At 33.6% G+C, this 25,806-nt stretch carries 39 protein-coding genes; 38 read left to right on the top strand and 1 reads right to left on the bottom strand.

Annotation, left to right across the window (positions count from 1 at the left end; genetic code table 11):
* Positions 1 to 301 precede the first annotated feature (301 nt).
* A complete protein-coding gene (locus BFJ87_RS15655; RefSeq protein ID WP_077406772.1) occupies positions 302 to 667 on the bottom strand; it encodes a hypothetical protein in 366 nt (121 codons plus the stop codon).
* Between the two features lie 11 nt (positions 668 to 678).
* Here BFJ87_RS15655 and rpsL point away from each other — a divergent pair, with 11 nt between their 5' ends.
* The 38 genes from rpsL (at position 679) to argS (ending at position 25,791) form a co-directional block, all read left to right on the top strand.
* Positions 679 to 1,053, top strand: coding sequence for a 30S ribosomal protein S12 (rpsL, locus tag BFJ87_RS15650; protein WP_013621708.1), 375 nt, complete (start codon positions 679 to 681; stop codon positions 1,051 to 1,053).
* 26 nt (positions 1,054 to 1,079) lie between these two features.
* Complete coding sequence (gene rpsG, locus BFJ87_RS15645) at positions 1,080 to 1,556, top strand: 30S ribosomal protein S7 (protein ID WP_013621709.1); 477 nt, start codon at positions 1,080 to 1,082, stop codon at positions 1,554 to 1,556.
* A 5-nt stretch (positions 1,557 to 1,561) separates the two neighbouring features.
* Entirely contained in the window at positions 1,562 to 3,694 is a 2,133-nt protein-coding gene (gene fusA / locus BFJ87_RS15640) for an elongation factor G (protein ID WP_077406768.1), read from the top strand.
* Between the two features lie 10 nt (positions 3,695 to 3,704).
* Positions 3,705 to 4,010, top strand: coding sequence for a 30S ribosomal protein S10 (gene rpsJ, locus BFJ87_RS15635; RefSeq protein ID WP_013621711.1), 306 nt, complete (start codon positions 3,705 to 3,707; stop codon positions 4,008 to 4,010).
* A gap of 163 nt (positions 4,011 to 4,173) precedes the next feature.
* Positions 4,174 to 4,791 (top strand): 50S ribosomal protein L3, encoded by a 618-nt coding sequence (gene rplC, locus BFJ87_RS15630; protein WP_077406765.1) that lies wholly within the window; start codon positions 4,174 to 4,176, stop codon positions 4,789 to 4,791.
* The gene (rplD, locus tag BFJ87_RS15625; RefSeq protein ID WP_077406762.1) at positions 4,791 to 5,420 is read left to right on the top strand and encodes a 50S ribosomal protein L4; all 630 of its coding nucleotides are present in this window, start codon (positions 4,791 to 4,793) and stop codon (positions 5,418 to 5,420) included. Before rplC ends, rplD begins: the two co-directional genes overlap by 1 nt.
* Before the next feature lie 7 nt (positions 5,421 to 5,427).
* A complete protein-coding gene (rplW, locus tag BFJ87_RS15620) occupies positions 5,428 to 5,718 on the top strand; it encodes a 50S ribosomal protein L23 (RefSeq protein WP_077406759.1) in 291 nt (96 codons plus the stop codon).
* Between the two features lie 9 nt (positions 5,719 to 5,727).
* Positions 5,728 to 6,552: a 50S ribosomal protein L2 gene (gene rplB, locus BFJ87_RS15615; RefSeq protein ID WP_077406756.1), complete on the top strand. Its 825-nt coding sequence runs from the start codon at positions 5,728 to 5,730 to the stop codon at positions 6,550 to 6,552.
* 12 nt (positions 6,553 to 6,564) lie between these two features.
* The gene (gene rpsS / locus BFJ87_RS15610; protein ID WP_013621716.1) at positions 6,565 to 6,843 is read left to right on the top strand and encodes a 30S ribosomal protein S19; all 279 of its coding nucleotides are present in this window, start codon (positions 6,565 to 6,567) and stop codon (positions 6,841 to 6,843) included.
* 3 nt (positions 6,844 to 6,846) lie between these two features.
* Positions 6,847 to 7,254, top strand: coding sequence for a 50S ribosomal protein L22 (gene rplV, locus BFJ87_RS15605; protein WP_013621717.1), 408 nt, complete (start codon positions 6,847 to 6,849; stop codon positions 7,252 to 7,254).
* A 9-nt stretch (positions 7,255 to 7,263) separates the two neighbouring features.
* The gene (rpsC, locus tag BFJ87_RS15600; RefSeq protein WP_013621718.1) at positions 7,264 to 7,980 is read left to right on the top strand and encodes a 30S ribosomal protein S3; all 717 of its coding nucleotides are present in this window, start codon (positions 7,264 to 7,266) and stop codon (positions 7,978 to 7,980) included.
* 20 nt (positions 7,981 to 8,000) lie between these two features.
* Positions 8,001 to 8,420 (top strand): 50S ribosomal protein L16, encoded by a 420-nt coding sequence (gene rplP, locus BFJ87_RS15595; RefSeq protein WP_077406753.1) that lies wholly within the window; start codon positions 8,001 to 8,003, stop codon positions 8,418 to 8,420.
* Positions 8,421 to 8,438: 18 nt separating this feature from the next.
* The gene (rpmC, locus tag BFJ87_RS15590) at positions 8,439 to 8,630 is read left to right on the top strand and encodes a 50S ribosomal protein L29 (RefSeq protein WP_013621720.1); all 192 of its coding nucleotides are present in this window, start codon (positions 8,439 to 8,441) and stop codon (positions 8,628 to 8,630) included.
* Positions 8,631 to 8,643: 13 nt separating this feature from the next.
* Positions 8,644 to 8,901, top strand: coding sequence for a 30S ribosomal protein S17 (gene rpsQ, locus BFJ87_RS15585; RefSeq protein ID WP_072303188.1), 258 nt, complete (start codon positions 8,644 to 8,646; stop codon positions 8,899 to 8,901).
* 1 nt (position 8,902) lies between these two features.
* Entirely contained in the window at positions 8,903 to 9,271 is a 369-nt protein-coding gene (gene rplN / locus BFJ87_RS15580) for a 50S ribosomal protein L14 (RefSeq protein ID WP_034642780.1), read from the top strand.
* 11 nt (positions 9,272 to 9,282) lie between these two features.
* Positions 9,283 to 9,597, top strand: coding sequence for a 50S ribosomal protein L24 (gene rplX, locus BFJ87_RS15575; protein WP_013621723.1), 315 nt, complete (start codon positions 9,283 to 9,285; stop codon positions 9,595 to 9,597).
* A 2-nt stretch (positions 9,598 to 9,599) separates the two neighbouring features.
* Positions 9,600 to 10,151 carry a 50S ribosomal protein L5 gene (rplE, locus tag BFJ87_RS15570; protein WP_013621724.1) on the top strand — a complete coding sequence of 184 codons (552 nt, stop codon included), beginning with the start codon at positions 9,600 to 9,602 and terminating at the stop codon, positions 10,149 to 10,151.
* Between the two features lies 1 nt (position 10,152).
* Positions 10,153 to 10,422, top strand: a complete 270-nt coding sequence (gene rpsN / locus BFJ87_RS15565) for a 30S ribosomal protein S14 (RefSeq protein WP_013621725.1) — start codon at positions 10,153 to 10,155, stop codon at positions 10,420 to 10,422.
* 74 nt (positions 10,423 to 10,496) lie between these two features.
* Positions 10,497 to 10,895: a 30S ribosomal protein S8 gene (gene rpsH, locus BFJ87_RS15560; protein ID WP_013621726.1), complete on the top strand. Its 399-nt coding sequence runs from the start codon at positions 10,497 to 10,499 to the stop codon at positions 10,893 to 10,895.
* A 19-nt stretch (positions 10,896 to 10,914) separates the two neighbouring features.
* Positions 10,915 to 11,457, top strand: coding sequence for a 50S ribosomal protein L6 (gene rplF, locus BFJ87_RS15555; protein ID WP_077406750.1), 543 nt, complete (start codon positions 10,915 to 10,917; stop codon positions 11,455 to 11,457).
* A gap of 11 nt (positions 11,458 to 11,468) precedes the next feature.
* Entirely contained in the window at positions 11,469 to 11,822 is a 354-nt protein-coding gene (gene rplR, locus BFJ87_RS15550) for a 50S ribosomal protein L18 (protein ID WP_013621728.1), read from the top strand.
* Positions 11,823 to 11,828: 6 nt separating this feature from the next.
* Positions 11,829 to 12,353 (top strand): 30S ribosomal protein S5, encoded by a 525-nt coding sequence (gene rpsE, locus BFJ87_RS15545; protein ID WP_013621729.1) that lies wholly within the window; start codon positions 11,829 to 11,831, stop codon positions 12,351 to 12,353.
* 10 nt (positions 12,354 to 12,363) lie between these two features.
* Positions 12,364 to 12,543, top strand: a complete 180-nt coding sequence (gene rpmD / locus BFJ87_RS15540) for a 50S ribosomal protein L30 (RefSeq protein WP_013621730.1) — start codon at positions 12,364 to 12,366, stop codon at positions 12,541 to 12,543.
* Between the two features lie 16 nt (positions 12,544 to 12,559).
* Complete coding sequence (gene rplO, locus BFJ87_RS15535) at positions 12,560 to 13,012, top strand: 50S ribosomal protein L15 (RefSeq protein ID WP_013621731.1); 453 nt, start codon at positions 12,560 to 12,562, stop codon at positions 13,010 to 13,012.
* 14 nt (positions 13,013 to 13,026) lie between these two features.
* Positions 13,027 to 14,370, top strand: coding sequence for a preprotein translocase subunit SecY (gene secY, locus BFJ87_RS15530; RefSeq protein WP_077406747.1), 1,344 nt, complete (start codon positions 13,027 to 13,029; stop codon positions 14,368 to 14,370).
* Positions 14,371 to 14,373: 3 nt separating this feature from the next.
* The gene (gene infA / locus BFJ87_RS15525) at positions 14,374 to 14,589 is read left to right on the top strand and encodes a translation initiation factor IF-1 (protein ID WP_013305172.1); all 216 of its coding nucleotides are present in this window, start codon (positions 14,374 to 14,376) and stop codon (positions 14,587 to 14,589) included.
* Position 14,590: 1 nt separating this feature from the next.
* Positions 14,591 to 14,707 (top strand): type B 50S ribosomal protein L36, encoded by a 117-nt coding sequence (ykgO, locus tag BFJ87_RS15520; protein ID WP_013621733.1) that lies wholly within the window; start codon positions 14,591 to 14,593, stop codon positions 14,705 to 14,707.
* Between the two features lie 2 nt (positions 14,708 to 14,709).
* On the top strand, positions 14,710 to 15,084 hold the full coding sequence (rpsM, locus tag BFJ87_RS15515; RefSeq protein ID WP_077406744.1) for a 30S ribosomal protein S13: 375 nt from the start codon (positions 14,710 to 14,712) through the stop codon (positions 15,082 to 15,084).
* 99 nt (positions 15,085 to 15,183) lie between these two features.
* The gene (gene rpsK / locus BFJ87_RS15510) at positions 15,184 to 15,576 is read left to right on the top strand and encodes a 30S ribosomal protein S11 (RefSeq protein ID WP_077406741.1); all 393 of its coding nucleotides are present in this window, start codon (positions 15,184 to 15,186) and stop codon (positions 15,574 to 15,576) included.
* A gap of 97 nt (positions 15,577 to 15,673) precedes the next feature.
* A complete protein-coding gene (rpsD, locus tag BFJ87_RS15505) occupies positions 15,674 to 16,279 on the top strand; it encodes a 30S ribosomal protein S4 (protein WP_077406738.1) in 606 nt (201 codons plus the stop codon).
* Between the two features lie 16 nt (positions 16,280 to 16,295).
* On the top strand, positions 16,296 to 17,288 hold the full coding sequence (locus BFJ87_RS15500; protein ID WP_072303176.1) for a DNA-directed RNA polymerase subunit alpha: 993 nt from the start codon (positions 16,296 to 16,298) through the stop codon (positions 17,286 to 17,288).
* Between the two features lie 37 nt (positions 17,289 to 17,325).
* Complete coding sequence (gene rplQ, locus BFJ87_RS15495) at positions 17,326 to 17,814, top strand: 50S ribosomal protein L17 (protein WP_077406735.1); 489 nt, start codon at positions 17,326 to 17,328, stop codon at positions 17,812 to 17,814.
* Positions 17,815 to 17,922: 108 nt separating this feature from the next.
* The gene (carA, locus tag BFJ87_RS15490; RefSeq protein WP_077406733.1) at positions 17,923 to 19,035 is read left to right on the top strand and encodes a glutamine-hydrolyzing carbamoyl-phosphate synthase small subunit; all 1,113 of its coding nucleotides are present in this window, start codon (positions 17,923 to 17,925) and stop codon (positions 19,033 to 19,035) included.
* 129 nt (positions 19,036 to 19,164) lie between these two features.
* Positions 19,165 to 20,457, top strand: coding sequence for a phosphopyruvate hydratase (gene eno, locus BFJ87_RS15485; protein WP_077406730.1), 1,293 nt, complete (start codon positions 19,165 to 19,167; stop codon positions 20,455 to 20,457).
* A 237-nt stretch (positions 20,458 to 20,694) separates the two neighbouring features.
* Complete coding sequence (locus BFJ87_RS15480) at positions 20,695 to 21,978, top strand: citrate synthase (RefSeq protein ID WP_077406728.1); 1,284 nt, start codon at positions 20,695 to 20,697, stop codon at positions 21,976 to 21,978.
* Between the two features lie 119 nt (positions 21,979 to 22,097).
* Complete coding sequence (locus BFJ87_RS15475; RefSeq protein WP_077406726.1) at positions 22,098 to 23,009, top strand: dimethylarginine dimethylaminohydrolase family protein; 912 nt, start codon at positions 22,098 to 22,100, stop codon at positions 23,007 to 23,009.
* A gap of 17 nt (positions 23,010 to 23,026) precedes the next feature.
* Positions 23,027 to 23,959: a citrulline utilization hydrolase CtlX gene (gene ctlX, locus BFJ87_RS15470; protein WP_077406723.1), complete on the top strand. Its 933-nt coding sequence runs from the start codon at positions 23,027 to 23,029 to the stop codon at positions 23,957 to 23,959.
* A gap of 59 nt (positions 23,960 to 24,018) precedes the next feature.
* Positions 24,019 to 25,791: an arginine--tRNA ligase gene (argS, locus tag BFJ87_RS15465; RefSeq protein WP_077406721.1), complete on the top strand. Its 1,773-nt coding sequence runs from the start codon at positions 24,019 to 24,021 to the stop codon at positions 25,789 to 25,791.
* Positions 25,792 to 25,806: the final 15 nt, after the last annotated feature.

Here is a 25,806-nt window from a genome sequence, read left to right as displayed (position 1 = left end):
CAAAAAATATTGTTAATTAAAAAAATTAAATTCACTTTATTTTAACAAATAATATGAATTATTAAGATAACAACTGTTTTTTTATACTTTACATAAGTTTTCTATATGTATATTGTTGATGTATTATTAAGTATGATTTGTTATTAAAAAATAAAAATTATTAAAAACTTATATTTACTGTTGATCTTTTTTTTGTAATCACTAATTGTATATATTTTCTTTTCTGCTAAATAAGACCTTGCCATTTATTAAAGTTTGTGTCTTGTTGTAAAAAATGTAATTACTAGAATTTTGAAGTACTTTATACAAGCATTCCCATATCAATAGTATTTGCATTCTCATTTAATAATTTATCTTCAACTTTAAGACTTGTAAATTTATATGTAGGAATAGATAAATGATTTGAATCTTTTATATTACTCTTATGTATTACTTTAATTTCATCAATATAAATCCAGTTGCTGTCAACTATTTTATGTAAACCATTTTCGGGATAATTAATAGTGATAATTATATTAGATTTTGTAATTGATTTTTTGTTTTTATTTTTTGACTTTGGATACCTCAATTTTCGAAAAAAAATAAAATTAATATCTAACTGTTTGAATTTTAATAAATAATTACTACATTTGCCGCCCTTAAAAGAAGGGAAAAAATTTATATACATATAAATATAGTATGCCAACAATTTCACAATTAGTACGAAAAGGAAGGGTCTCAATTACTAAGAAGAGTAAATCGGCTGCTTTGGATTCGTGTCCTCAAAGAAGAGGGGTTTGTACACGTGTTTACACTACTACTCCAAAGAAACCAAACTCTGCAATGCGTAAAGTTGCCAGGGTTAGGTTGACAAATGGAAAAGAAGTAAATGCTTACATCCCAGGTGAGGGTCACAATTTGCAAGAGCACTCGATAGTATTAGTAAGAGGCGGAAGAGTAAAAGATTTACCAGGTGTTAGATATCACATCGTTAGAGGTGCTTTGGATACAGCAGGTGTTGCTGGAAGAACTCAACGTAGATCAAAGTATGGAGCTAAACGCCCTAAGAAGTAATTAACTAACACTTTTAAAGAGAAGAAATGAGAAAAAAACAGGCGAAAAAAAGGCCTCTTTTACCGGATCCAAAATTTAATGATCAATTAGTGACACGTTTCGTTAATATGATGATGTGGGATGGTAAAAAATCTGTTGCCTTTAAGGTGTTCTATGATGCAATTGCAATTGTAGATGAGAAAAATACTGACGAGGAAAAGTCGGCTTTGGAATTGTGGAAGGAAGCGTTATCTAATGTTATGCCTCACGTAGAAGTGCGTAGTCGTAGGGTTGGTGGTGCTACTTTTCAGATACCTATGCAGATTAGGCCAGATCGTAAAATATCTACAGCTATGAAGTGGTTGATTAGTTATTCTCGTAAGAGAAATGAGAAATCAATGGCTCAGAAATTAGCTGCTGAAATCTTAGCTGCTGCTAAGGAGGAAGGTGCTGCTGTTAAAAAGAGAGTTGATACTCATAAGATGGCTGAAGCAAACAAGGCATTCTCACATTTTAGATTCTAATAGTAATGGGAAGAGATTTAAGATATACAAGGAATATAGGGATTGCAGCTCATATTGATGCTGGTAAAACAACAACAACTGAACGTATTTTATTTTATACGGGTGTTAGTCATAAAATAGGAGAAGTGCATGATGGTGCGGCTACTATGGACTGGATGGAGCAGGAGCAGGAAAGAGGTATTACAATTACTTCTGCTGCAACTACTTGTACTTGGCAGTTTCCAATGGAGAATGCAAAGCCATTGCCAGAAACTAAAGATTATCACTTTAATATAATTGATACTCCGGGCCACGTAGATTTTACTGTTGAGGTAAATAGGTCTTTACGTGTTTTAGATGGTTTAGTTTTCTTGTTTAGTGCTGTTGATGGTGTTGAGCCTCAGTCAGAAACTAACTGGAGATTAGCTGATAATTATAAGGTTCCGCGTATTGGTTTTGTTAATAAAATGGATCGTCAAGGTTCTAACTTCTTAAAGGTTTGTGGTCAGGTAAAAACAATGCTAGGTTCTAATGCTGTTCCTATTGTTTTGCCAATTGGTGATGAAGCTGATTTTAGGGGTATTGTTGATTTGGCAAAGAATAGAGCTATTGTTTGGCATGATGAGAACTTTGGGGCAACTTTTGATGTTGTTGATATTCCTGAAGAGATGAAAGCTGAAGTGAAGCAGTATAGAGCTGCTTTAATAGAGGCTGTAGCTGAGTATGATGAGGAGTTAATGGAGAAATTTTTTGAGGATGAGGATTCAATCTCAGAGGAGGAAGTTCATGCTGCTTTAAGAGCTGCTGTTATGGATAGGGCAATTATTCCTATGGTTTGTGGTTCTTCATTTAAAAATAAAGGGGTGCAGTTTTTATTAGATGCTGTATGTAGATATTTACCTTCTCCTGTAGATAAGGATGATATTGTAGGTACTGATCCAGATACTGGTGAGGCTGTTACTCGTAAGCCAGATGCTAAAGAGCCTTTTGCGGCATTGGCATTTAAAATTGCTACGGATCCTTTTGTTGGTCGTTTAGCATTCTTTAGAGCTTATTCTGGCCGTTTAGATGCTGGTTCTTATATATTAAATAATAGATCTGGTAAAAAAGAACGTATTTCTCGTATTTACCAAATGCATTCTAATAAGCAAAATGCTATTGATTATATCGAGGCGGGAGATATTGGTGCAGCTGTAGGTTTTAAAGATATTAAGACAGGTGATACTATGTCTGATGAAAAGAATCCTATCGTTTTAGAAAGTATGGATTTTCCAGACCCTGTAATTGGTATTGCAGTTGAGCCTAAAACTAAGGCTGATGTTGATAAATTGGGTATGGCTTTAGGTAAGTTAGCTGAAGAAGATCCTACGTTTACAGTTAGAACTGATGAGGCTTCAGGTCAGACAATTATATCAGGTATGGGTGAGCTTCACTTAGATATTATTGTTGATCGTTTAAAACGTGAATTTAAAGTAGAGGTGAATCAAGGTGAGCCTCAAGTTGAGTATAAAGAAGCATTAACAAGAACTGCTAACCATAGAGAAACTTACAAGAAGCAATCTGGTGGACGTGGTAAATTTGGAGATATTGTCTTTGAAATGGGTCCTGTGGATTCTGATTTTGAAGGAGAGGGTCTTCAGTTTGTTGATGAAATTAAAGGTGGTCGTATTCCAAAAGAATTTATACCTGCTGTTCAGAAAGGATTTGAAATTGCAATGAAAAATGGTCCTTTAGCTGGTTATGAGATGGATACTATGAAAATAGTTCTTAAAGATGGATCTTTCCACCCTGTGGATTCTGATGCATTATCTTTTGAGTTAGCTGCAAAAATGGGTTATAAAGCTGCTGGTAAGGCTGCTGGTGCTGTTATAATGGAACCTATAATGAAAATGGAGGTTTTGACTCCTGAGGAAAATATGGGTGATATTGTTGGTGATTTAAATAGAAGAAGAGGTGTTATTTCTAGTATGGATGATAGAGCTGGTTCTAAGGTTGTTAAGGCTGAGGTTCCATTATCTGAAATGTTTGGTTATGTAACTTCATTAAGAACATTATCTTCTGGTAGAGCAACATCTACTATGGAATTTTCTCATTATGCAGAAACTCCATCTAACATATCTGAAGAAGTAATTAAGGCAGCAAAAGGAGCAACCGCTTAAATTTAGTAAAATGAGTCAAAAAATTAGAATAAAGTTAAAATCTTACGATCATAATTTGGTAGATAAATCTGCCGAGAAAATTGTAAAGACGGTTAAGACTACTGGAGCGGTTATTACGGGTCCAATTCCGTTACCAACTCACAAGAAAATATTTACAGTATTGCGTTCGCCGCACGTAAATAAGAAATCTAGAGAGCAGTTTCAGTTAAGTTCTTATAAGAGATTATTGGATATTTACAGTTCTTCTTCTAAAACTATTGATGCTCTAATGAAGTTAGAGTTGCCAAGTGGTGTTGAAGTTGAGATTAAGGTTTAAGTATCTCTGTCTGCTTCTGTGTGAAGTGGATGACATGTCCTGAGCGTTTCGCGATGGAAAAACGGAAAAAAATAAATTCAGGGTTGAGTTATTTTTGACCCTGTTTTTTTGTCAAAAAGTTTTAAGTAGTAAATAAGTAATTAATAATTAATAATTAATAAATATGTCTGGGTTAATTGGAAGAAAGATTGGCATGACCAGCATCTTTGATGAAAATGGAAAAAATATTCCATGTACTGTAATCGAAGCTGGGCCATGTGTTGTTACCCAAGTCAGAACCGAAGAAGTTGATGGGTATAGTGCTCTTCAGCTTGGTTTCGATGACAAGGCAGAAAAACGTGCTAATAAGGCTCAAATGGGTCATTTTAAAAAGGCAGGTACTTCTCCTAAGAAAAAAGTCGTTGAATTCCAAGGTTTTGAAGGTGAATACAAATTAGGTGATACATTAGGTGTAGATCAGTTTGTAGAGGGTGAATTTGTAGATGTAGTAGGTACGTCTAAAGGTAAAGGTTTTCAGGGTGTTGTTAAAAGACATGGCTTTGGAGGTGTTGGTCAGGCTACGCACGGTCAACATAACAGATTAAGGGCTCCAGGTTCTATTGGTGCTGCTTCTTATCCTGCGAGAGTGTTTAAGGGTATGAAGATGGCAGGTAGAATGGGTGGTGAAAGAGTCACTGTTCAAAACCTTAGAGTTTATAAAGTAGTTCCAGAAAAAAATCTTTTAGTAGTAAAAGGTTGTGTTCCTGGTCATAAAAACGCTTACGTAACTATTCAGAAGTAATGAAAGTAGCAGTTTTAGATAGTAAAGGAAAAGATACGGGTAGAAAGGTAGACCTTTCTGATTCGGTATTCGCAATAGAGCCTAATAAGCATGCTGTTTATTTAGATGTTAAGCAGTATTTAGCGCATCAGAGGCAAGGAAACCACAAGTCAAAGGAAAGAGCTGAGATTGCTGGTAGTACAAGAAAAATAAAGAAGCAAAAGGGAACAGGTACTGCTCGTGCGGGTAGTATTAAGTCTCCAGTTTTTAGAGGTGGTGGTCGTATTTTTGGTCCACGTCCTAAAGACTATAAGCAGAAGTTAAATAAAAACGTTAAGCGTTTGGCAAGAAAATCTGCTTTTAGTATCAAGCAAAATGAGAAAGCAATTTTAGTGGTTGAAGACTTTAATTTTGACGCTCCAAAAACTAAAGAATTTACGCAAGTTCTTAAGTCTTTGGGTATTGAAAATAAAAAATCTTTAATTGTGTTGGGTGATTCAAATAATAATGTATATTTGTCATCGCGCAATTTAAAGCGTTCGGAAGTTGTAATTAACTCAGAATTAAGCACTTACAAAATACTTAATGCTTCGAGTGTAGTGTTATTTGAAAGCGCATTAGAGGGAATTGTATCGAACTTAAACAAATAGAAAAGCAATGAGTGTATTAATTAAGCCAATAATTACGGAAAAAATGACCGCTGATAGCGAGTTGTATAATCGTTATGGTTTCGTTGTGGATTTAAATGCCAATAAGATCCAAATTAAGGATGCTGTAGAGCAGGCTTATGGGGTTACGGTAAAAGATGTTCGAACAATGATTTACGGACCAAAGCGTAAAACACGTCACACTAAGACAGGTGTGCAGCACGGAAAAACTAGTAGCTATAAGAAAGCTATTATTGACGTGGTAGAAGGAGATATAATTGATTTTTATAATAATCTATAAAGACAAAGAATGTCAGTTAGAAAATTAAAACCAATCACTCCAGGACAGCGATTTAGAGTAGTAAACGGATTTGACGCGATTACTACTGATAAGCCGGAGAAAAGTTTACTTGCTCCGTTAAAAAAGTCTGGAGGTAGAAACAGTCAGGGGAAAATGACAATGCGCCAAAAAGGTGGAGGTCATAAGAGAAGGTATCGTGTAGTTGATTTTAAGCGTGATAAACAAGGTGTTGTTGCGACTGTTGAGTCTATACAATACGATCCTAATAGAACAGCTTTTATAGCATTAGTAGAGTATACTGATGGTGAAAAGAGATATGTTGTTGCTCAAAACGGATTAGAAGTTGGTCAGAAGATTTCTTCTGGTGAAACGGCATCTCCTGAAATAGGAAATGCATTACCGTTGAGTGCTATACCATTAGGTACAATTATTTCTTGTATAGAACTACGTCCTGGACAAGGAGCTGTTATGGCTAGAAGTGCAGGTACTTTTGCTCAATTGATGGCAAAAGATGGAAAATTTGTAACTGTTAAGTTGCCTTCTGGTGAAACTAGATTAGTTTTGGCGGGTTGTATGGCTACGATAGGAGCAGTATCAAATTCGGATCACCAATTGCTTGTGTCTGGTAAAGCAGGTAGAAGTAGATGGTTAGGAAGAAGACCAAGAACAAGACCGGTAGCAATGAACCCAGTGGATCACCCAATGGGAGGTGGTGAAGGTAGAGCTTCAGGTGGTCATCCAAGATCAAGAAATGGTATTCCTGCTAAAGGATTTAGAACTCGTTCTAAAACTAAGGATACAAATAGATATATATTAGAACGTAGAAAGAAATAAAATTAGAAAAAAATGGCACGTTCACTAAAGAAAGGACCTTACGTTCATTATAGTTTAGAGAAAAAAGTTCAACAAAATGTTGAGTCGGGTAAAAAAGCGGTTATTAAGACTTGGTCTAGAGCTTCTATGATTACTCCTGATTTTGTTGGTCAAACTATAGCAGTACACAACGGTAGACAATTTGTTCCTGTTTATGTAACAGAGAATATGGTAGGGCATAAATTAGGAGAATTTTCACCAACAAGATCATTTAGAGGTCATGCTGGTGCGAAGAACAAAGGAAAAAAGTAAGCTATGGGAGTTCGTAAAAAACAGATGGCCGAAAGAATTAAGGCTGAAAAGAAAAAGATTGCTTTTGCAAAGTTGAATAATTGTCCAACTTCGCCTAGAAAAATGCGTCTTGTTGCAGATTTAATTAGAGGTGTACAGGTAGAAAAAGCTTTGGCTATTTTAAAGTTTAGTCAAAAAGAAGCTTCTAGAAGAGTAGAAAAGTTGTTGCTTTCTGCTATTGCTAACTGGCAGTCTAAAAATGAAGATGCAGATATAGAAGAAGCTGATCTTATTGTTAAAGAAATAAGAGTTGATAGTGGTGCAATGTTAAAAAGGTTAAGACCAGCACCTCAAGGAAGAGCACATAGAATTAGAAAACGTTCTAACCACGTAACATTGGTTTTAGAATCTAACAATAAAACTCAAAGCTAAGACATTACTATGGGACAAAAAACAAATCCAATCGGGAATCGTCTAGGTATCATCAGAGGTTGGGAATCTAACTGGTACGGTGGAAATGATTATGGAGATAAATTAGCAGAGGATGATAAAATACGTAAGTATGTTCATGCTCGTTTAGCAAAAGCTAGTGTTTCTAGAGTTATTATAGAGCGTACTTTAAAGCTTGTTACTGTAACTATAACTACCGCTAGACCAGGTATCATAATTGGTAAAGGTGGTCAGGAAGTAGATAAGTTAAAAGAGGAGCTTAAGAAGATTACAAGTAAAGAAGTTCAGATAAATATTTTTGAAATTAAGAGACCAGAGGTTGATGCAAATCTTGTAGCTGCTAGTGTTGCTCGTCAAATTGAAAATAGGATTTCTTATAGAAGAGCTATAAAAATGGCAATTGCTGCTGCAATGAGAATGAATGCAGAGGGTATAAAAATTCAAATCTCTGGAAGATTAAACGGTGCTGAAATGGCACGTTCTGAAGCTTACAAAGATGGTAGAATTCCTTTGTCTACTTTTAGAGCAGATATAGACTATGCATTAAATGAAGCACATACTACTTATGGAAGATTAGGTATTAAAGTGTGGATTATGAAAGGCGAGGTTTATGGTAAAAGAGAACTTTCTCCGCTAGTTGGTATGTCTAAAGGACAGGGCAAAGGTGGAAGAAATGAAGGGCCTAAGAAACAACGTCGTAGAAAGTAATTATTTAAAGAGATAGAGAAATGTTACAACCAAAAAGAACCAAATTTCGTAAAGCGCAGAAAGGCCGTATGAAAGGACTTTCGCAAAGAGGGCATCAGCTTTCTAACGGTATGTTCGGTATAAAATCTTTAGATTCTAAGTTTATTACTTCACGTCAGATAGAGGCGGCTCGTATTGCTGCTACTAGATATATGAAGAGAGAAGGACAGTTATGGATTAAAATATTTCCGGACAAGCCTATTACTAAAAAGCCTTTAGAGGTACGTATGGGTAAAGGTAAAGGTGCTCCAGAATATTTTGTTGCTGTTGTGAAACCAGGTAGAATTATGTTTGAGGTAGCGGGTGTTCCTATGGATATCGCAAAAGAGGCTTTACGTCTTGCGGCTCAAAAATTACCGGTAAAGACTAAGTTTATTGTTGCTAGAGATTATTCAGCTTAATTTATAATTTAAGGAATCATGAAACAATCAGAAGTAAAAGAATTATCAGTTGAAGATTTAAAAAATAAATTAGCTGAGTATAAGAAACAGTATGGCGATTTAAAATTAGCGCATTCTGTTACGCCTTTGGAGAATCCACTTCAAATCAGAAAGACGAGAAGAACGGTGGCTAGACTAGCAACTGAATTAACTAAAAGGGATAACCAATAATTGGTTCTGCTTTATGGAAAAAAGAAATTTAAGAAAAGAGAGAATAGGAGTTGTTACTAGCAACAAAATGGAGAAATCAATTGTGGTTTCAGAAGTTAAGCGTGTTAAGCACCCTATGTACGGTAAGTTCGTGTTAAAAACTAAGAAATACGTTGCGCACGACGAAACAAACGATTGCAATATTGGTGATACAGTAAAAATAATGGAAACTCGTCCATTGAGTAGAACTAAGTGTTGGAGATTGGTGGAAATTTTAGAAAGAGCTAAATAATATGTTACAGCAAGAATCTAGACTAAAAGTGGCAGACAATACAGGGGCAAAAGAAGTTTTGACTATACGTGTATTGGGCGGTACAAAAAGAAGATATGCATCTGTTGGAGATAAAATAGTAGTGTCTGTTAAGGATGCTACTCCAAACGGAGGTATCAAAAAGGGTGCTGTTTCAACTGCAGTGGTTGTAAGAACAAAGAAAGAAGTAAGAAGACAAGATGGATCTTACATTCGTTTTGATGATAATGCGTGTGTGTTGTTAAACCCAACAGGTGAGATGAGAGGTACGCGTGTTTTTGGACCTGTTGCAAGAGAGCTTCGTGATAAGCAATTCATGAAGATTGTTTCATTAGCCCCTGAGGTACTTTAATATTCAGAAAAATGATGAAGTTAAAAATTAAAACAGGAGATACAGTAAGAATTATAGCTGGAGACCATAAAGGTACAGAAGGTAAGGTTGTTAGTGTAGATCGTGAAAAAAATAAGGCAATTGTTGAAGGTGCTAATATGGTGTCTAAACACGAAAAGCCTAGCGCAAACAATCCTCAAGGAGGAATCGTTAAAAAGGAAGCTCCATTACACATTTCTAACCTATCTTTAATAGATCCTAAATCAGGAGAAACTACAAGAGTTGGTTATGAAGTAAGAGATGGTAAGAAAGTGAGATTTTCTAAAAAATCTAATGAAGTAATTTAATTATGACTTACACTCCAAGATTAAAACAAGAATATAAAGAGCGTATTGTGTCTTCTCTTACAGAAGAGTTTGAATACAAAAACGTTATGCAGGTGCCAAAACTTACTAAAATAGTTTTAAGTAGAGGTATTGGTGCTGCAGTTGCAGATAAAAAGCTTATAGATCACGCTATTGATGAGTTAACGCTTATCACTGGTCAAAAGGCAGTTTCTACAATGTCTAAAAAAGATGTTGCTTCATTTAAATTACGTAAAGGTATGCCAATTGGTGCTAAGGTTACGTTAAGAGGTGAGAGAATGTATGAGTTTTTAGATAGGTTAATTACAAGTGCATTACCACGTGTTAGAGATTTTCAGGGTATTAAGGCTACAGGTTTTGATGGTCGAGGAAACTATAACTTAGGTATTACAGAGCAAATTATATTTCCTGAAATAAACATTGATAAGATTAATAGAATCAATGGTATGGATATTACATTTGTAACTACTGCTGAGACTGATAAAGAAGCTAAATCATTATTAACTCATTTAGGATTACCTTTTAAAAAGAATTAGTATGGCTAAAGAATCAATGAAGGCCCGCGAAAGAAAAAGAGCGGCAACAGTTGCAAAATATGCTGAAAAAAGAAAAGCTTTAAAAGAAGCTGGAGATTATGAAGCATTACAAAAATTACCAAAAAATGCTTCGCCTGTTCGTATGCACAACAGATGTAAGTTAACAGGAAGACCAAAGGGTTATATGAGAACTTTTGGTATTTCTAGGGTAACTTTTAGAGAAATGGCTAACAATGGTTTAATCCCAGGGGTTAAAAAAGCAAGTTGGTAAACAATAAACAATCAATATAAATTGGTTTCAGGTTTAACAAAGAAGTTAAAAACCGTCACCGCAAATTATTTTAAATGGTAACAGATCCTATAGCAGATTATTTAACAAGAGTTAGAAATGCCAGTCGTGCAGGTCACAGAGTGGTAGAGATTCCTGCTTCAAATCTAAAAACAGAAATAACTAAAATATTATTCGATCAAGGGTATATTTTAAGTTATAAAGTCATTGAAGACGCAGTACAGGGTACAATTAAAATTGCTTTGAAATATAATAAAGCAACTAAAGAGCCTGTAATTAAAAAAATACAACGAGTAAGTAAGCCAGGTTTACGTAAGTATGCTGGTTCTTCAGACTTGCCAAGAGTACTTAACGGTTTAGGTATCGCTATAGTTTCTACTTCTCATGGAGTTATGACTAGCAAGCAAGCTAAGTTAGAAAAAGTTGGTGGTGAAGTTTTATGCTACGTTTATTAATCTATAAAGAATAAGAATAATGTCTAGAATAGGTAATAATCCAGTAACAATTCCTGAGGGTGTAACCGTAGAGGTTAACGACAATGTAGTTACTATGAAAGGTAAGTTGGGTGAATTAACTCAAGAGTTTTCAGGAGTTTCAGTAAAAATAGAAGAAGGATCAATCATTGTAACGAGAAATTCTGAGCATAAAAACGATAAAGCTAAACATGGTTTGTATAGAGCTTTATTTTTTAATATGATAGAAGGGGTTTCTAAAGGTTGGACTAAAGAATTAGAATTGGTTGGTGTTGGTTATAGAGCTAGCCACCAAGGACAAAAATTAGATTTGGCTGTTGGTTTTTCACACAACATAGTAATGGACATAGCTCCTGAAGTTAAAGTGGAAACAGTTTCTGAGAAAGGAAAGAATCCAATTGTAAAATTAACATCTTTTGACAAGCAATTAGTAGGTCAAGTAGCGGCTAAAATTAGAGCTTTCCGTAAGCCAGAGCCATACAAAGGAAAAGGTATTAAGTTTGTTGGAGAAATATTAAGAAGAAAAGCAGGTAAATCAGCTTAATAATTAGCAATATGGGATTATCAAAGACTGAAAGAAGATACAGAATCAAGAGAAGGATTAGAAAAGTTTCATTTGGAACTGCAACTAGACCAAGATTAGCTGTATTTAGAAGTAATAAGGAAATTTACGCTCAAATTATTGATGATAATGCAGGAACTACTTTAGTTGCTGCTTCATCAAGAGATAAAGAGTTAGATGCAAAAGGAACTAAAATAGAAATAGCAAACCAAGTTGGTAAGGCTATTGCTGAAAAGGCTTTAAAAGCTGGTATAGAGACTATTGCTTTTGATAGAGGTGGAAACTTATACCACGGAAGAATTAAATCATTAGCAGAAGGTGCTAGAGAAGGCGGACTTAAATTCTAATATATTATGTACCAAAAATATAAAAACGTAGAAACAGTTAAACCAGGTGGATTGGATTTAAAAGATCGTCTGGTTGGTGTACAAAGAGTTACTAAGGTAACAAAAGGTGGTAGAGCTTTTGGTTTTTCTGCTATAGTTGTTGTAGGAGATGAAAATGGTGTTGTAGGACACGGTTTAGGAAAATCTAAAGATGTTGCTACTGCTATAGCAAAAGCTGTTGAAGACGCAAAAAAGAATTTAATTAGAATCCCTCTAATCAAAGGAACTATACCTCACGAGCAAAAAGGTAAATTTGGTGGAGCACGTGTATACATTCAGCCTGCATCTCACGGTACAGGTGTAATTGCTGGTGGAGCTTTAAGAGCTGTATTAGAAGCAGTTGGTGTACATGATGTATTATCAAAATCACAAGGATCTTCTAACCCTCATAACGTAGTTAAGGCAACTTTTGATGCTTTATTGCAAATTAGGGATGCAAAAACAATTGCAGATCAAAGAGGAGTATCTTTAGAAAAAGTATTTAAAGGATAAATAGGATACAATGGGAAAGATTAAAGTAAAGCAAGTTAAGAGTAATATTAAACAGACTCAAAGACAAAAAAGAACCTTAGAGGCTCTTGGGCTTAGAAAAATTGGTCAAGTTGTTGAGCATGAGGCTACGCCAAATATCCTTGGTATGGTAAATAAAGTTGAACATTTAGTTTCTACTGAAGAAGCTTAATTATAAATTTATCAAGATGAATTTAAGTAATTTAACACCTGCAGAAGGTGCTGTTAATAAAGCAGGTAAAATCGTAGGTAGAGGACAAGGTTCAGGTAAAGGTGGTACTGCTACTAGAGGGCACAAAGGTGCTAAATCTAGGTCTGGTTACTCTAAGAAAATTGGTTTTGAAGGTGGACAGATGCCGTTGCAAAGACGAGTGCCTAAGTTTGGTTTCACAAACATTAATAGAAAAGAATACCAAGGTATTAATCTTGACAAACTACAAGGTTTGGTTGAAAAAGGAGCTATAAAAGATGTAGTTACTTTTGAAACTCTAGTTGAGAATAGATTAGTAAGAAAAAATGATTTGGTTAAGATTTTAGGTGGTGGTGAGTTAAAAGCTTCACTTAAGATTTCTGCTCACAAATTTACTGCGTCTGCAAAGCAAGCTATTGAGGCTGCTGGAGGAGAAGCAATAAGTCTTTAATCACTAAACAGAAGATGAAGAAATTTTTTGATACCATATCCAATATTTGGAAAATAGAAGAGTTAAGAAACAGAATAATTATTACGCTTACTTTACTATTAGTATACCGTTTTGGTGCTCAAATTGCACTACCAGGGATAGACTCTCAGGAATTGGGTAATTTACAATCGGGTACAGAACAAGGTATATTTGGTTTATTAAATGCATTTACAGGTGGTGCTTTTGCCAAAGCATCTGTTTTTGCATTAGGTATAATGCCTTATATTTCTGCATCTATTGTAGTGCAATTAATGGGTATAGCTATCCCTTACCTTCAAAAATTACAAAAAGAAGGAGAGAGTGGTAGAAAAACAATTAACCAAATCACAAGATGGTTAACAATTGCTATATGTATAGTACAGGCTCCTGCTTATTTATTAGGTTTAGGTGCATTTGGTGTTCCGGATAGTGCTTTTGTATTAGGTAAGGGATTAGATTTTATGATTCCTGCTGTTATAATACTAGTTACTGGTACTGTATTTGCTATGTGGTTGGGTGAAAAAATAACTGACAAGGGAATTGGTAATGGTATATCATTATTAATAATGATTGGTATTATTGCAACAATGCCGCAGGCATTTATGCAAGAAGTAGCTTCTAGAACTGGTGAAAATACTGGTGGTCCGATGTTAATATTGGTAGAGGTTATTTTGTGGTTCCTGGTTATATTGGCATCTGTACTTATTGTATTAGCAACTCGTCAAATACCTGTTCAGTACGCTAGAAGGACTGCTTCTGGGGGTTATGAAAAAAATATTACTGGGTCTAGACAATATATTCCTTTAAAATTAAATGCATCTGGTGTAATGCCAATAATATTTGCGCAAGCTCTTATGTTTTTGCCAGGTATGATTGGTAAGTATTTTAATACTTCTGCAATAGGTTCATGGTTTGAGGTTAATTTTCAGGATCCTTTTGGATTAGCATATAATGTTTTATTTGCTTTTCTAATTATAATATTCACATATTTTTATACTGCTATCACGGTACCAACAAATAAGATGGCAGATGACTTAAAAAGAAGTGGTGGATTTGTACCAGGAACAAGGCCTGGGAAAGAAACTGCAGATTTTTTAGATAAAATTATGTCATTAATTACGTTACCCGGATCTATTTTCTTAGCTTTGCTGGCTGTTTTACCAGCTATTGTTGTTCAATTGCTAGGAATTCAAGGAAATTGGGCAATGTTTTATGGTGGAACATCACTATTAATTATGGTAGGTGTAGCAATTGATACAGTTCAACAAGTGAATTCATATTTGTTAAATAGACATTATGATGGCTTAATGAAAAGTGGTAAAAATAGAAAAGTAGCATAAGTTATGGCTAAACAAGCAGCGATAGAGCAAGACGGATCTATAATTGAAGCATTGTCAAATGCAATGTTCCGTGTGGAGTTAGAAAACGGACACGTGGTAACAGCGCATATTTCTGGAAAGATGAGAATGCATTATATTAAATTATTACCAGGTGATAAGGTTAAATTAGAAATGAGCCCTTATGACTTGACTAAAGCAAGAATTACATATAGATATTAAGATGAAAGTAAGAGCATCAATAAAAAAGAGAAGTGCCGAGTGCAAAATAGTGCGCAGAAAAGGACGGTTGTACGTAATTAATAAAAAGAATCCTAGATTTAAACAAAGACAAGGGTAATTATGGCAAGAATTGCAGGTGTAGATATACCAAAACAGAAAAGAGGAGTTATAGCTTTAACCTATATATTTGGTGTAGGTAGAAGTAGAGCTAAAGATATTTTAGCTAAAGCCCAAGTTAGTGAAGATACAAAAGTATCAGATTGGAATGATGACGAGATTGGTCGTATTCGTGATGCTGTATCTGAGTTTACAATTGAAGGTGAATTACGTTCAGAAATTCAATTAAGCATTAAGCGTTTAATGGATATTGGATGTTATAGAGGAATTCGTCATAGATCTGGTTTGCCTTTAAGAGGTCAAAGAACTAAGAACAACTCTAGAACTAGAAAAGGTAAAAGAAAAACTGTTGCTAATAAGAAAAAAGCGACTAAATAATTAAAAGTCATTAGTATTTAGTAGTTGGATTGAATCTGTTTGAAATGTGATAGTTTAGGATTCTAATACTAACAACTAACAACTAAAAACTAGAAAAATATGGCAAAATCAAATACAAAAACAACTAAAAAACGTAAAGTTATAGTTGAATCTGTTGGAGAAGCACACGTAACGGCTTCTTTTAACAACATTATTATTTCTTTAACAAACAAAAAAGGAGATGTAATCTCTTGGTCATCTGCCGGTAAAATGGGTTTTAGAGGATCTAAGAAAAATACTCCTTATGCAGCTCAAGTAGCGTCTGAAGATTGTGCTAAAGTTGCACATGAAGCTGGACTAAGAAAAGTTAAAGTTTATGTTAAAGGACCTGGTAACGGTAGAGAATCTGCAATTCGTGCAATTCACAACTCAGGAATAGAAGTAACAGAAATTATTGATGTTACTCCATTACCGCACAACGGTTGTAGACCTCCAAAAAGAAGAAGAGTTTAATTAAATTAATAGCCCTAAGGGCATTTCACAGAAAGTGTAATTACGATTATCGAAGGATAAGCCTTAATTCATAATCTCACTTTCAAAATTTTAGAAAATGGCAAGATATACAGGACCTAAAACTAAGATCGCACGTAAATTCGGAGAAGCGATATTTGGAGAAGATAAGTCTTTTGAAAAAAAGAATTACCCTCCAGGACAACACGGTAACAATAGACGTCGTGGAAAAAAATCTGAATATGCTATCCAATTAATGGAGAAGCAAAAAGCTAAATATTCTTACGGGATTTTAGAAAAACAATTTAGAAACTTATTTGCAAAAGCAAACAGTAGTAAAGGAGTAACTGGTGAAGTATTACTTCAGTTATGTGAATCTCGTTTAGATAACGTTGTTTACAGAATGGGTATTTCTAACTCAAGAAGAGGAGCAAGACAATTAGTTTCTCACCGTCACATTACAGTTAATGGAGAATTGGTAAACATACCATCTTATTCTTTAAAGCCAGGAGATGTTGTAGGTGTTAGAGAAAAATCTAAATCATTATCTGCTATACAAGATGCATTGGCTGCAAATAGCCGAGTATACGAGTGGATAACTTGGAATTCTGAAAAAAGCGAAGGTACTTATGTATCTATCCCAGAAAGAGTTCAGATTCCAGAGAATATCAAGGAACAACTAATCGTCGAGTTATACTCTAAATAAACAACCTAATTCAACTATGGCATTATTAAATTTTCAGAAGCCCGATAAAGTTATAATGATCGATTCTACAGATTTTGAAGGGAAATTTGAATTTCGTCCTTTAGAGCCTGGTTATGGATTGACTGTTGGAAACGCATTAAGAAGAGTATTACTTTCTGCATTAGAAGGTTTTGCAATTACTTCTGTAAGAATGGATAAAGTAGAACATGAGTTCTCTGTTATTCCTGGTGTTGTTGAAGACGTTACAGAAATGATTTTAAACTTAAAACAAGTTCGTTTTAAGAGACAAATAGAAGATGTTGAAACTGAAACTGTTTCAATTTCTGTAAGTGGAAAAAATCAGTTAACTGCGGGTGATTTTCAGAAATTTATTTCTGGGTACCAAGTATTAAATCCTGATTTAGTGATTTGTAATATGGATGCTAAAGTTAGCATTAATATGGAAATTGTTATTGAAAAAGGAAGAGGATACGTACCAGCAGAAGAGAATAAAAAGCCTGGTGCTGCTATAGGAACTATTCCAATTGATTCTATTTTTACGCCTATTAAAAACGTAAAATATAGTATTGAGAACTATCGTGTTGAACAAAAAACTGATTACGAAAAACTAGTTTTTGAAATCAGTAGCGATGGATCAATAAATCCTAAAGATGCTTTAACTGAAGCTGCTAAGGTTTTAATTCATCACTTTATGTTGTTTTCTGATGAGCGCATTACGCTAGAAGCTGATGAAATAGCTCAGACTGAAACTTATGATGAAGAATCATTACACATGCGTCAGTTGCTTAAAACTAAATTAGTAGATATGGATTTATCAGTTCGTGCACTAAATTGTTTAAAAGCAGCAGAAGTAGATACATTAGGAGACTTAGTTTCATTTAATAAAAACGATCTTATGAAGTTTAGAAACTTCGGTAAAAAATCATTAACTGAATTAGAGGAGTTAGTGATTAATAAAGGATTGAGTTTTGGAATGGACTTGTCAAAATATAAATTGGATAAAGATTAATTTTATTTCCATTAAAGGAGATATATAAGATAATACAATGAGACACGGTAAAAAAGTTAATCATTTAGGAAGAAAAGCAGCGCATAGAAAAGCTATGTTAGCAAATATGGCTTGTTCTTTAATTGAGCACAAAAGAATTAACACTACTGTTGCTAAGGCTAAAGCTTTAAAACAATTTGTAGAGCCTTTAATTACAAAATCAAAGGCAGAAAACAATCAATCTGTAGAGAAAGGTACTCACAACAGACGTATAGTTTTTAAAAGTTTAAGAGATAAGTACGCAGTTACAACTTTATTTGGTGAAGTTTCTTCTAAAGTAGGAGACAGACCAGGTGGTTACACAAGAATTATTAAACTTGGTAACAGGTTAGGTGATAATGCTGATATGGCTTTAATAGAGTTAGTAGACTTTAATGAAGTTTATAACGCTGGTAAACCAAAAGAGAAGAAGAAATCTAGAAGAGGTAGAAGCAAAAAGGCTGTAGCGCCTGTAGCAGAAACAAAATCAGATGATTCAGAAGAATAAAATAATGATTTTATTTTTAAATATTCAAAAAAGGATAGGCTTATAGTCTATCCTTTTTTTTATGTTAAATTTGTAAAGTAAAAATAATAAGGATTAAATTTTTATAGGGTGAAATATCAAGCAAGAAAAAAAGCGCTAATTTTATTAGCAGACGGTACAATTTTTCACGGAAAAGCTGTTGGTGATGCAGAAGGTACTGCATTTGGTGAGGTTTGTTTTAATACTGGTATGACAGGGTACCAAGAAATTTTTACAGATCCATCTTATTTTGGACAAATAATGGTAACTACTAATGCACACATTGGTAATTACGGTACAAACCAGGAAGAAGTTGAGTCTGATTCTGTAAAAATCTCTGGTCTTGTTTGTAAAAATTTTAGTTATGATTATTCTAGGGTTGATGCAGATACTAGTTTACAAGATTTTTTAGAAAACAGTAACCTTTTTGCTATTTCTGATGTAGATACAAGAGCTTTGGTAAGTTATATTAGAGATAATGGAGCTATGAATGCTGTAATCTCTACAGATGTAGATAATATTGATAGTTTAAAAGAGCAATTGGCAAATGTACCAAGTATGGAAGGCTTGGAATTGTCGTCTAAAGTATCTACTAAACAACCTTATTTATATGGGGACGAAAATGCAAAATATAAAATTTCAGCTTTAGATATAGGAATTAAGAAAAACATATTACGTAACCTAGCTAAAAGAGATGCTTACATTAAAGTATTTCCTTATAATGCATCGTATGCCGATTTAAGTTCTTTTAATCCTGATGGATATTTTATATCTAACGGACCTGGAGATCCGGAACCTTTAACGGAAGCTATTCAAACAGCAAAAGATATTATTGCCAACAATAAAACATTATTTGGTATTTGTTTAGGTCATCAAGTTATTGCTTTAGCTAACGGTGTTTCTACATATAAAATGCATAATGGTCATAGAGGTATCAATCATCCTGTGATGAACTTGACAACGGGTAAAGGAGAAATTACTTCTCAAAATCATGGTTTTGCAATTAATAGAGAAGAAACAGAGGCTAATGCCGACTTAGAAATTACACACAAACATTTAAATGATAATACTGTAGCGGGTATCAAAATGAAAAATAAGAATGTTTTTTCGGTTCAATATCACCCGGAAGCCAGTCCTGGACCAAATGATTCTAATTATTTATTTGATAATTTTTTTGATTTAATAAAAAACAGTCAGAACTAAATAATACGATATCGTTTTCGTTTAAATTATAGTTAATTATTGGTATAGTTATGGCGTAAAGATCACTGTTAATGCTACACTTTTGTATCTTTACAACTAGATTATATCAACCTAAAAATAAAAAATTCTATGAGTATTATCATAAATGTGCATGCAAGGCAAATATTAGATTCAAGAGGTAACCCTACGGTAGAAGTAGATGTATATACAGAAAATGGTGTTTTAGGTAGAGCCGCAGTTCCTTCTGGAGCTTCTACAGGAGAACATGAAGCTGTAGAGCTTAGAGATGGTGGTGATATTTTTATGGGTAAAGGTGTTTCTAATGCCGTTGCTAATGTAAACACTACTATTGCAGAAGAAATTGTTGGAATGTCTGTTTTTGAGCAAAACTTAATAGATCAAACAATGATTGATTTAGATGGTACTCCAAACAAATCTAAATTAGGAGCTAATGCTATTTTAGGTGTTTCTCTGGCAGTTGCTAAAGCTGCTGCTAATGAAATGGGTATGCCTTTATATAGATATGTTGGTGGTGTAAGTGCTAATACTTTACCAGTACCAATGATGAATATTATAAATGGAGGTTCTCACTCAGATGCACCTATTGCTTTTCAAGAATTTATGGTAATGCCTGTTAAAGCAAAAAACTTTACGCATGCAATGCAAATGGGTACAGAAATTTTTCATCATTTAAAGAAAGTTTTACACGACAGAGGATTAAGTACAGCTGTTGGTGATGAAGGTGGTTTTGCTCCAAACTTAGCTGGTGGTACGGAAGATGCTTTAGATACTATTGCCAAAGCTGTTGCTAATGCTGGTTACAAATTAGGCGATGAAATTATGATTGCTTTAGATTGTGCTGCTGCAGAGTTTTTTGTAGACGGTAAGTATGATTATACTAAGTTTGAAGGAGATAAAGGTGTAGTAAGAACCTCTGAAGAACAAGCGCAATATTTAGCAGATTTATCTGCTAAATACCCAATTATTTCTATAGAAGATGGTATGGATGAAAATGACTGGGATGGATGGAAATCTTTAACAGAAAAGGTTGGAGATAAAGTGCAATTAGTTGGTGATGATTTATTTGTTACAAATGTAGAGCGTTTGTCTAAGGGTATTAAAAATAACATTGCAAACTCAATTTTAATTAAAGTAAACCAAATAGGAACGCTTACTGAGACTATAGCAGCTGTTACTATGGCTAAAAATGCAGGTTACACATCTGTGATGTCTCACCGTTCTGGAGAAACTGAAGATAATACAATTGCAGATTTAGCGGTAGCATTAAATACAGGTCAAATTAAAACTGGTTCGGCGTCAAGATCAGATCGTATGGCAAAATACAATCAATTATTACGTATAGAAGAAGAATTAGGTACTGTTGCATATTACCCACAAATGGATGCATTTAAGATAAAATAATAAGTTGTAAACTAATTATTAATAAAAGCCACTCTTTTTAGAGTGGCTTTTTCGCTTCTTGTTAATTTTATATAATATAGGTAACTTTTTGAGTGATTTTTATGACATCTTAATTAACTTAATATATTTTTTGAATAATATATGTTATTAAATGTATAAATAGCTATAACTAATTGATAAACTCTTGTCTTTTTCTTAAATTTACAGTTCGATTAATAATATTAGTAAATTATACCAATGTCAGATAAAGTTACTTTAGAATTTAACGGGAATAAATATGATTTCCCAATAGTGGAGGGCACAGAGAAAGAACAGGCCATAGATATTAAAACATTACGTTCTGCAACCGGTTTAACTACAATAGATCCAGGATATAAAAACACAGGCTCTTGTGAAAGTGCTATTACGTTTTTAGATGGTGAAAAGGGTATTTTAAGGTACCGTGGATATTCTATTGAAGAGTTGGCTGAAAAAGCAGACTTTTTAGAAGTAGCTTATTTATTAATTTTTGGAGAATTACCTAACACAGATCAGTTAGCTAAATTCCATGCAGATATTAAAAAGGAGTCTCACGTAGATGAGGAGATGAAAAAGATTTTAGATGGTTTTCCAAAGTCTGCACACCCAATGGGCGTTTTGTCTTCTTTAACAAGTGCTTTAATAGCATTTAACCCATCTTCTGTAAATGTAACTTCAGAAAATGATATGTACCACGCAATAGTAAGAATTTTAGCTAAATTCCCTGTTTTAGTTGCTTGGACATTAAGAAAGAAAAAAGGTCTTCCTTTAGATTATGGAGATGATTCTTTAGGTTATGTAGAAAACATTCATAAAATGATGTTTAAGAGACCTAGTGAAGATTATAAGTCTAATAAAATTGTTATTGATGCATTAGATAAATTATTGATTTTACACGCAGATCATGAGCAAAACTGCTCTACATCTACTGTAAGAATAGTAGGTTCTTCTCACGCAGGTTTATTTGCTTCTCTATCTGCAGGTATTTCTGCTTTATGGGGACCATTACACGGTGGTGCTAACCAGGCAGTTTTAGAAATGTTAGAAGCTATTGAAGCTGATGGTGGAGACACTAAAAAATATATGGCTAAAGCTAAAGACAAAAATGATCCGTTTAGGTTAATGGGCTTTGGGCACAGAGTATATAAAAACTTTGACCCTAGAGCTAAGATTATTAAAGTAGCGGCAGATGAAGTTTTAAATGACTTAGGTATAGACGACCCTATTTTAGATATAGCTAAAGGTTTAGAAAAAGAAGCTTTAGAAGATCCTTACTTTGTAGATCGTAAATTATATCCTAATGTAGATTTCTACTCGGGAATTATTTACAGAGCTCTGGGCATACCTACAGAAATGTTTACTGTAATGTTTGCTTTAGGTAGGTTACCAGGTTGGATAGCGCAGTGGAGAGAAATGAGATTAAATAATGAGCCAATAGGTAGACCAAGACAGGTTTATGTTGGTGAAAATCACAGATTTTTTGTTGAAGTAAATAAAAGATAAACTTTAATAATTTAGTTTAAGTAAAAGCCTTTTTGAAATTTCAAAAAGGCTTTTATTATTTTAGAGATTCTTATTTTTATTTAGAAAAATTCGTTTCATATTTGCATAAAAATTAGTTTATGCGTCAAATAAATGTGAAAAACGAAACTTCTAGGTTAAAAACTGTTGTATTAGGTACTGCAGAAAGTTGCGGCCCTACTCCAACAGCAGAAGAAGCTTATGATCCTAAATCTTTAGAGCATATTTTAGCAGGTACATATCCTTTAGAAGAAGATATGATTGCAGAAATGAATGCTTTTGAAGCTGTACTAAAAAAGTACAATGTAGAGGTGTTAAGACCTAAATTACTTAAAGACTGTAACCAGATTTTTTCTAGAGATATTGCTTTTGTTATAGACGATGTTTTTTTTAGAGCAAATATTTTGCCGGATAGAGAAGAAGAATATTTAGCAATCCAATACATAGTAGATCAAATAAATCCTGACAAGGTAGTAGAGTTGCCTGAAGAAGCGCATATAGAAGGAGGTGATGTTATGCCATGGAACAACCATATTTTTATTGGTACTTATACTGCTGAAAACTACTCGCACCACATAACAGCAAGAACAAATAAATTGGCAGTAGAGCACATTACAAAATTTTTTCCAAATAAAACAGTAAAATCTTTTGAGTTGCGTAAATCTACAAATGCTAAAGAAAATGCATTGCACCTAGATTGTTGTTTTCAACCCATAGGAACAAATAAGGCCATTCTTCATAAAAACGGTTTTTTAGTAGAAGAAGAATACCAATGGTTAGTTAATTTTTTTGGTAAAGAAAATATTTTTGAAATAACCAGTGAAGAAATGTACCATATGTTTAGTAACATTTTTTCAATTTCAGAAAATGTTATCGTTTCAGAAAAAAACTTTACAAGATTAAATAATTGGCTAAGAGAGCAAGGTTTTACAGTAGAAGAAATACCTTATGCAGAAATATCTAAGCAAGAAGGTTTGTTACGCTGCAGTACACTACCATTACTAAGAGAATAATATTTTACAACTACACTATGCAAATTACAAATACAATTTTAATGATAAGGCCGGTTGGTTTTCGTAAAAACGAACAAACAGCTGTTAACAATTACTTTCAGGAAGATCTTGATATTAAAAATGCAGAAATAAATAAAAAAGCACAAGATGAGTTTGATGCTTTTGTAACTCAATTACATTTTAAAGGAGTAAATGTAATTGTTGTAGATGATACAAAAGAACCAGATACTCCAGATTCAATTTTTCCTAATAATTGGATTTCTTTTCATAATAATGGTACTGTTGGTTTATACCCAATGTATGCAAAAAACAGAAGAAATGAACGTAGAGAAGATATTTTAGATATCTTAGAAGAAAAAGGTTTTAGTATAGACCACACCATAGACTATACAAGTGCAGAGGATGAAGAATTATATTTAGAGGGCACAGGTAGTATTTTATTAGACAGGGTAAATAAAAAGGCGTATTGTGCTTTGTCTGTTAGAGCAGATGAAGATTTATTTATTGAATTTTGTGAAGATTTTGAATATACACCAGTAGTTTTTACGGCCAACCAAACAGTAGATGGTAAACGTTTGCCTATTTACCATACAAATGTAATGATGTGCTTAGCAGAAGATTTTTCTGTAATTTGTTTGGATACTATAGACGATAAAAAAGAACGTAAAAATGTAGTTAAACATTTAAAAGAAGATGGTAAAGAGGTAATTGCTATTACAGAAAAACAAATGCATTCTTTTGCAGGTAATATGCTTCAAGTTTTAGGTAAAGACAATAAACGTTACTTGGTTATGAGCTCTGCTGCCTATAATAGTTTAACTAAAACTCAAATTTCAGCTATAGAAAAAACGTCAGAAATTATACATAGCTCTTTAGAAACTATAGAGACTTGCGGAGGTGGTAGTGCAAGATGTATGATGGCAGAAGTATTTTTACCAAAAACAAACTAAAATCTATCTTTAAAAAAAAGATAAAAGCCGTAATTTTACAGGCTTAAATACAATTTATAATGAATATCCAAGAAGTGTTAACGCAAAAGGTAAAAGAAGCGGTTTTAGCTATTTATGAAATAGAACTGCCAACAGTAGAGTTTCAGCCAACAAGAAAAGATTTTGAGGGCGACATAACTGTAGTAGTTTTTCCTATTTTACGCTTTGTTAAAGGTAATCCTGCGCAAATTGGAGAACAAATAGGTTTGTATTTAAAAGACAACGTAGCAGAGGTAGAAAATTTTAATGTAGTAAAAGGGTTTTTAAATATTGTAATTAGCAACGCTTTTTATGTAAACTTTTTTAATAATATTAAAGATACAACAAACTATGGTTTTGTAGCAGAGACTGCAGATGCAGTTATGGTAGAATACTCTTCTCCAAACACTAACAAGCCCTTGCATTTAGGGCACATTAGAAACAATTTATTAGGTTACTCTGTTGCAGAAATTTTAAAAGCATCTGGTAAAAAAGTATATAAAACTCAAATTATTAACGATCGTGGTATACATATTTGCAAAAGTATGTTGGCTTGGAAACTTTTTGGGAACGGAGAAACTCCGGAGAGTACAGGGTTAAAAGGCGATAAATTAGTTGGTAATTACTACGTTAAGTTTGATAAAGAATACAAAGCACAAATAGCAGAATTAGTAGCTAAAGGTACAAATGCTAAAGATGCAGAAAAACAAGCGCCTATTTTATTAGAAGCACAAGAAATGCTACGTAAATGGGAGGCTGGCGATGAAGAAGTTGTTGCCTTGTGGAAAACAATGAACCAATGGGTTTATAATGGTTTTGAAGTTACTTATAAAAACTTAGGTGTAGATTTTGATACTTATTATTATGAGAGTGATACATATCTTTTAGGAAAAGATATTGTAGATGAAGGCTTAGAAAAAGGAGTTTTTTACAAAAAAGAAGATGGTAGCGTTTGGATAGATTTGTCTGATGAAGGTTTAGATGAAAAAATTGTACTACGTGCAGATGGTACTGCAGTTTATATGACGCAAGATATTGGTACAGCTATACAGCGTACTAAAGATTACCCAGATGTAAATGGTATGGTTTACACTGTTGGTAACGAACAAGATTACCATTTTAATGTATTGTTTTTAATACTTAAAAAATTAGGCTTTTCTTGGGCAGAACAATTGTATCATTTAAGTTATGGTATGGTAGATTTGCCTAGCGGAAAAATGAAGAGTAGAGAGGGTACTGTGGTAGATGCTGATGATTTAATGAAAGATATGACGGCTACTGCAGCTAGTATTTCTGAAGAATTAGGAAAGTTAGATGGTTACACTAATGAAGAAAAAGAAGAACTTTACAGAATAATTGGTTTAGGAGCTTTAAAATATTACATATTAAAAGTAGACCCTAAAAAACGTATTTTATTTAACCCTGAAGAATCTGTAGAGTTCCAAGGTAACACTGGGCCTTTTATACAGTATACTTATGCAAGAATACAGTCTATCTTAAGAAAGTCTGATTTTGATTATACGGCCACTGTAGCTACTAACAACTTACATGAAAAAGAAAAAGAACTAGTAAAACAAATACAAGTTTTTCCTTCTGTTGTGCAAAATGCAGCTCAAAACTATAGTCCTGCCTTGGTAGCAAACTATACGTATGATTTGGTTAAAGAGTTTAACTCATTTTACCAAAACGTGCCAATTTTGCCAGAAGAAGATTTACAAAAGAAAATATTTAGAGTGCAGTTATCTAAAAAAGTAGGAGATATAATAAAGTCTGCTTTTGCTTTATTAGGTATAGAAGTGCCAAACCGTATGTAATTTTATAAACAATTT

Source organism: Cellulophaga omnivescoria (assembly GCF_001999725.1).
Lineage (GTDB): Bacteria > Bacteroidota > Bacteroidia > Flavobacteriales > Flavobacteriaceae > Cellulophaga > Cellulophaga omnivescoria.
This window is presented reverse-complemented; position numbering and strand designations above follow the sequence as displayed.

Bases quoted from the DNA above. Each gene is read 5' to 3' on its own strand.
- BFJ87_RS15655 (WP_077406772.1), bottom strand. From the start codon at position 667: ATGTATATAAATTTTTTCCCTTCTTTTAAGGGCGGCAAATGTAGTAAT.
- rpsL (WP_013621708.1), top strand. From the start codon at position 679: ATGCCAACAATTTCACAATTAGTACGAAAAGGAAGGGTCTCAATTACT.
- rpsG (WP_013621709.1), top strand. From the start codon at position 1,080: ATGAGAAAAAAACAGGCGAAAAAAAGGCCTCTTTTACCGGATCCAAAA.
- fusA (WP_077406768.1), top strand. From the start codon at position 1,562: ATGGGAAGAGATTTAAGATATACAAGGAATATAGGGATTGCAGCTCAT.
- rpsJ (WP_013621711.1), top strand. From the start codon at position 3,705: ATGAGTCAAAAAATTAGAATAAAGTTAAAATCTTACGATCATAATTTG.
- rplC (WP_077406765.1), top strand. From the start codon at position 4,174: ATGTCTGGGTTAATTGGAAGAAAGATTGGCATGACCAGCATCTTTGAT.
- rplD (WP_077406762.1), top strand. From the start codon at position 4,791: ATGAAAGTAGCAGTTTTAGATAGTAAAGGAAAAGATACGGGTAGAAAG.
- rplW (WP_077406759.1), top strand. From the start codon at position 5,428: ATGAGTGTATTAATTAAGCCAATAATTACGGAAAAAATGACCGCTGAT.
- rplB (WP_077406756.1), top strand. From the start codon at position 5,728: ATGTCAGTTAGAAAATTAAAACCAATCACTCCAGGACAGCGATTTAGA.
- rpsS (WP_013621716.1), top strand. From the start codon at position 6,565: ATGGCACGTTCACTAAAGAAAGGACCTTACGTTCATTATAGTTTAGAG.
- rplV (WP_013621717.1), top strand. From the start codon at position 6,847: ATGGGAGTTCGTAAAAAACAGATGGCCGAAAGAATTAAGGCTGAAAAG.
- rpsC (WP_013621718.1), top strand. From the start codon at position 7,264: ATGGGACAAAAAACAAATCCAATCGGGAATCGTCTAGGTATCATCAGA.
- rplP (WP_077406753.1), top strand. From the start codon at position 8,001: ATGTTACAACCAAAAAGAACCAAATTTCGTAAAGCGCAGAAAGGCCGT.
- rpmC (WP_013621720.1), top strand. From the start codon at position 8,439: ATGAAACAATCAGAAGTAAAAGAATTATCAGTTGAAGATTTAAAAAAT.
- rpsQ (WP_072303188.1), top strand. From the start codon at position 8,644: ATGGAAAAAAGAAATTTAAGAAAAGAGAGAATAGGAGTTGTTACTAGC.
- rplN (WP_034642780.1), top strand. From the start codon at position 8,903: ATGTTACAGCAAGAATCTAGACTAAAAGTGGCAGACAATACAGGGGCA.
- rplX (WP_013621723.1), top strand. From the start codon at position 9,283: ATGATGAAGTTAAAAATTAAAACAGGAGATACAGTAAGAATTATAGCT.
- rplE (WP_013621724.1), top strand. From the start codon at position 9,600: ATGACTTACACTCCAAGATTAAAACAAGAATATAAAGAGCGTATTGTG.
- rpsN (WP_013621725.1), top strand. From the start codon at position 10,153: ATGGCTAAAGAATCAATGAAGGCCCGCGAAAGAAAAAGAGCGGCAACA.
- rpsH (WP_013621726.1), top strand. From the start codon at position 10,497: ATGGTAACAGATCCTATAGCAGATTATTTAACAAGAGTTAGAAATGCC.
- rplF (WP_077406750.1), top strand. From the start codon at position 10,915: ATGTCTAGAATAGGTAATAATCCAGTAACAATTCCTGAGGGTGTAACC.
- rplR (WP_013621728.1), top strand. From the start codon at position 11,469: ATGGGATTATCAAAGACTGAAAGAAGATACAGAATCAAGAGAAGGATT.
- rpsE (WP_013621729.1), top strand. From the start codon at position 11,829: ATGTACCAAAAATATAAAAACGTAGAAACAGTTAAACCAGGTGGATTG.
- rpmD (WP_013621730.1), top strand. From the start codon at position 12,364: ATGGGAAAGATTAAAGTAAAGCAAGTTAAGAGTAATATTAAACAGACT.
- rplO (WP_013621731.1), top strand. From the start codon at position 12,560: ATGAATTTAAGTAATTTAACACCTGCAGAAGGTGCTGTTAATAAAGCA.
- secY (WP_077406747.1), top strand. From the start codon at position 13,027: ATGAAGAAATTTTTTGATACCATATCCAATATTTGGAAAATAGAAGAG.
- infA (WP_013305172.1), top strand. From the start codon at position 14,374: ATGGCTAAACAAGCAGCGATAGAGCAAGACGGATCTATAATTGAAGCA.
- ykgO (WP_013621733.1), top strand. From the start codon at position 14,591: ATGAAAGTAAGAGCATCAATAAAAAAGAGAAGTGCCGAGTGCAAAATA.
- rpsM (WP_077406744.1), top strand. From the start codon at position 14,710: ATGGCAAGAATTGCAGGTGTAGATATACCAAAACAGAAAAGAGGAGTT.
- rpsK (WP_077406741.1), top strand. From the start codon at position 15,184: ATGGCAAAATCAAATACAAAAACAACTAAAAAACGTAAAGTTATAGTT.
- rpsD (WP_077406738.1), top strand. From the start codon at position 15,674: ATGGCAAGATATACAGGACCTAAAACTAAGATCGCACGTAAATTCGGA.
- BFJ87_RS15500 (WP_072303176.1), top strand. From the start codon at position 16,296: ATGGCATTATTAAATTTTCAGAAGCCCGATAAAGTTATAATGATCGAT.
- rplQ (WP_077406735.1), top strand. From the start codon at position 17,326: ATGAGACACGGTAAAAAAGTTAATCATTTAGGAAGAAAAGCAGCGCAT.
- eno (WP_077406730.1), top strand. From the start codon at position 19,165: ATGAGTATTATCATAAATGTGCATGCAAGGCAAATATTAGATTCAAGA.
- BFJ87_RS15480 (WP_077406728.1), top strand. From the start codon at position 20,695: ATGTCAGATAAAGTTACTTTAGAATTTAACGGGAATAAATATGATTTC.
- BFJ87_RS15475 (WP_077406726.1), top strand. From the start codon at position 22,098: ATGCGTCAAATAAATGTGAAAAACGAAACTTCTAGGTTAAAAACTGTT.
- ctlX (WP_077406723.1), top strand. From the start codon at position 23,027: ATGCAAATTACAAATACAATTTTAATGATAAGGCCGGTTGGTTTTCGT.
- argS (WP_077406721.1), top strand. From the start codon at position 24,019: ATGAATATCCAAGAAGTGTTAACGCAAAAGGTAAAAGAAGCGGTTTTA.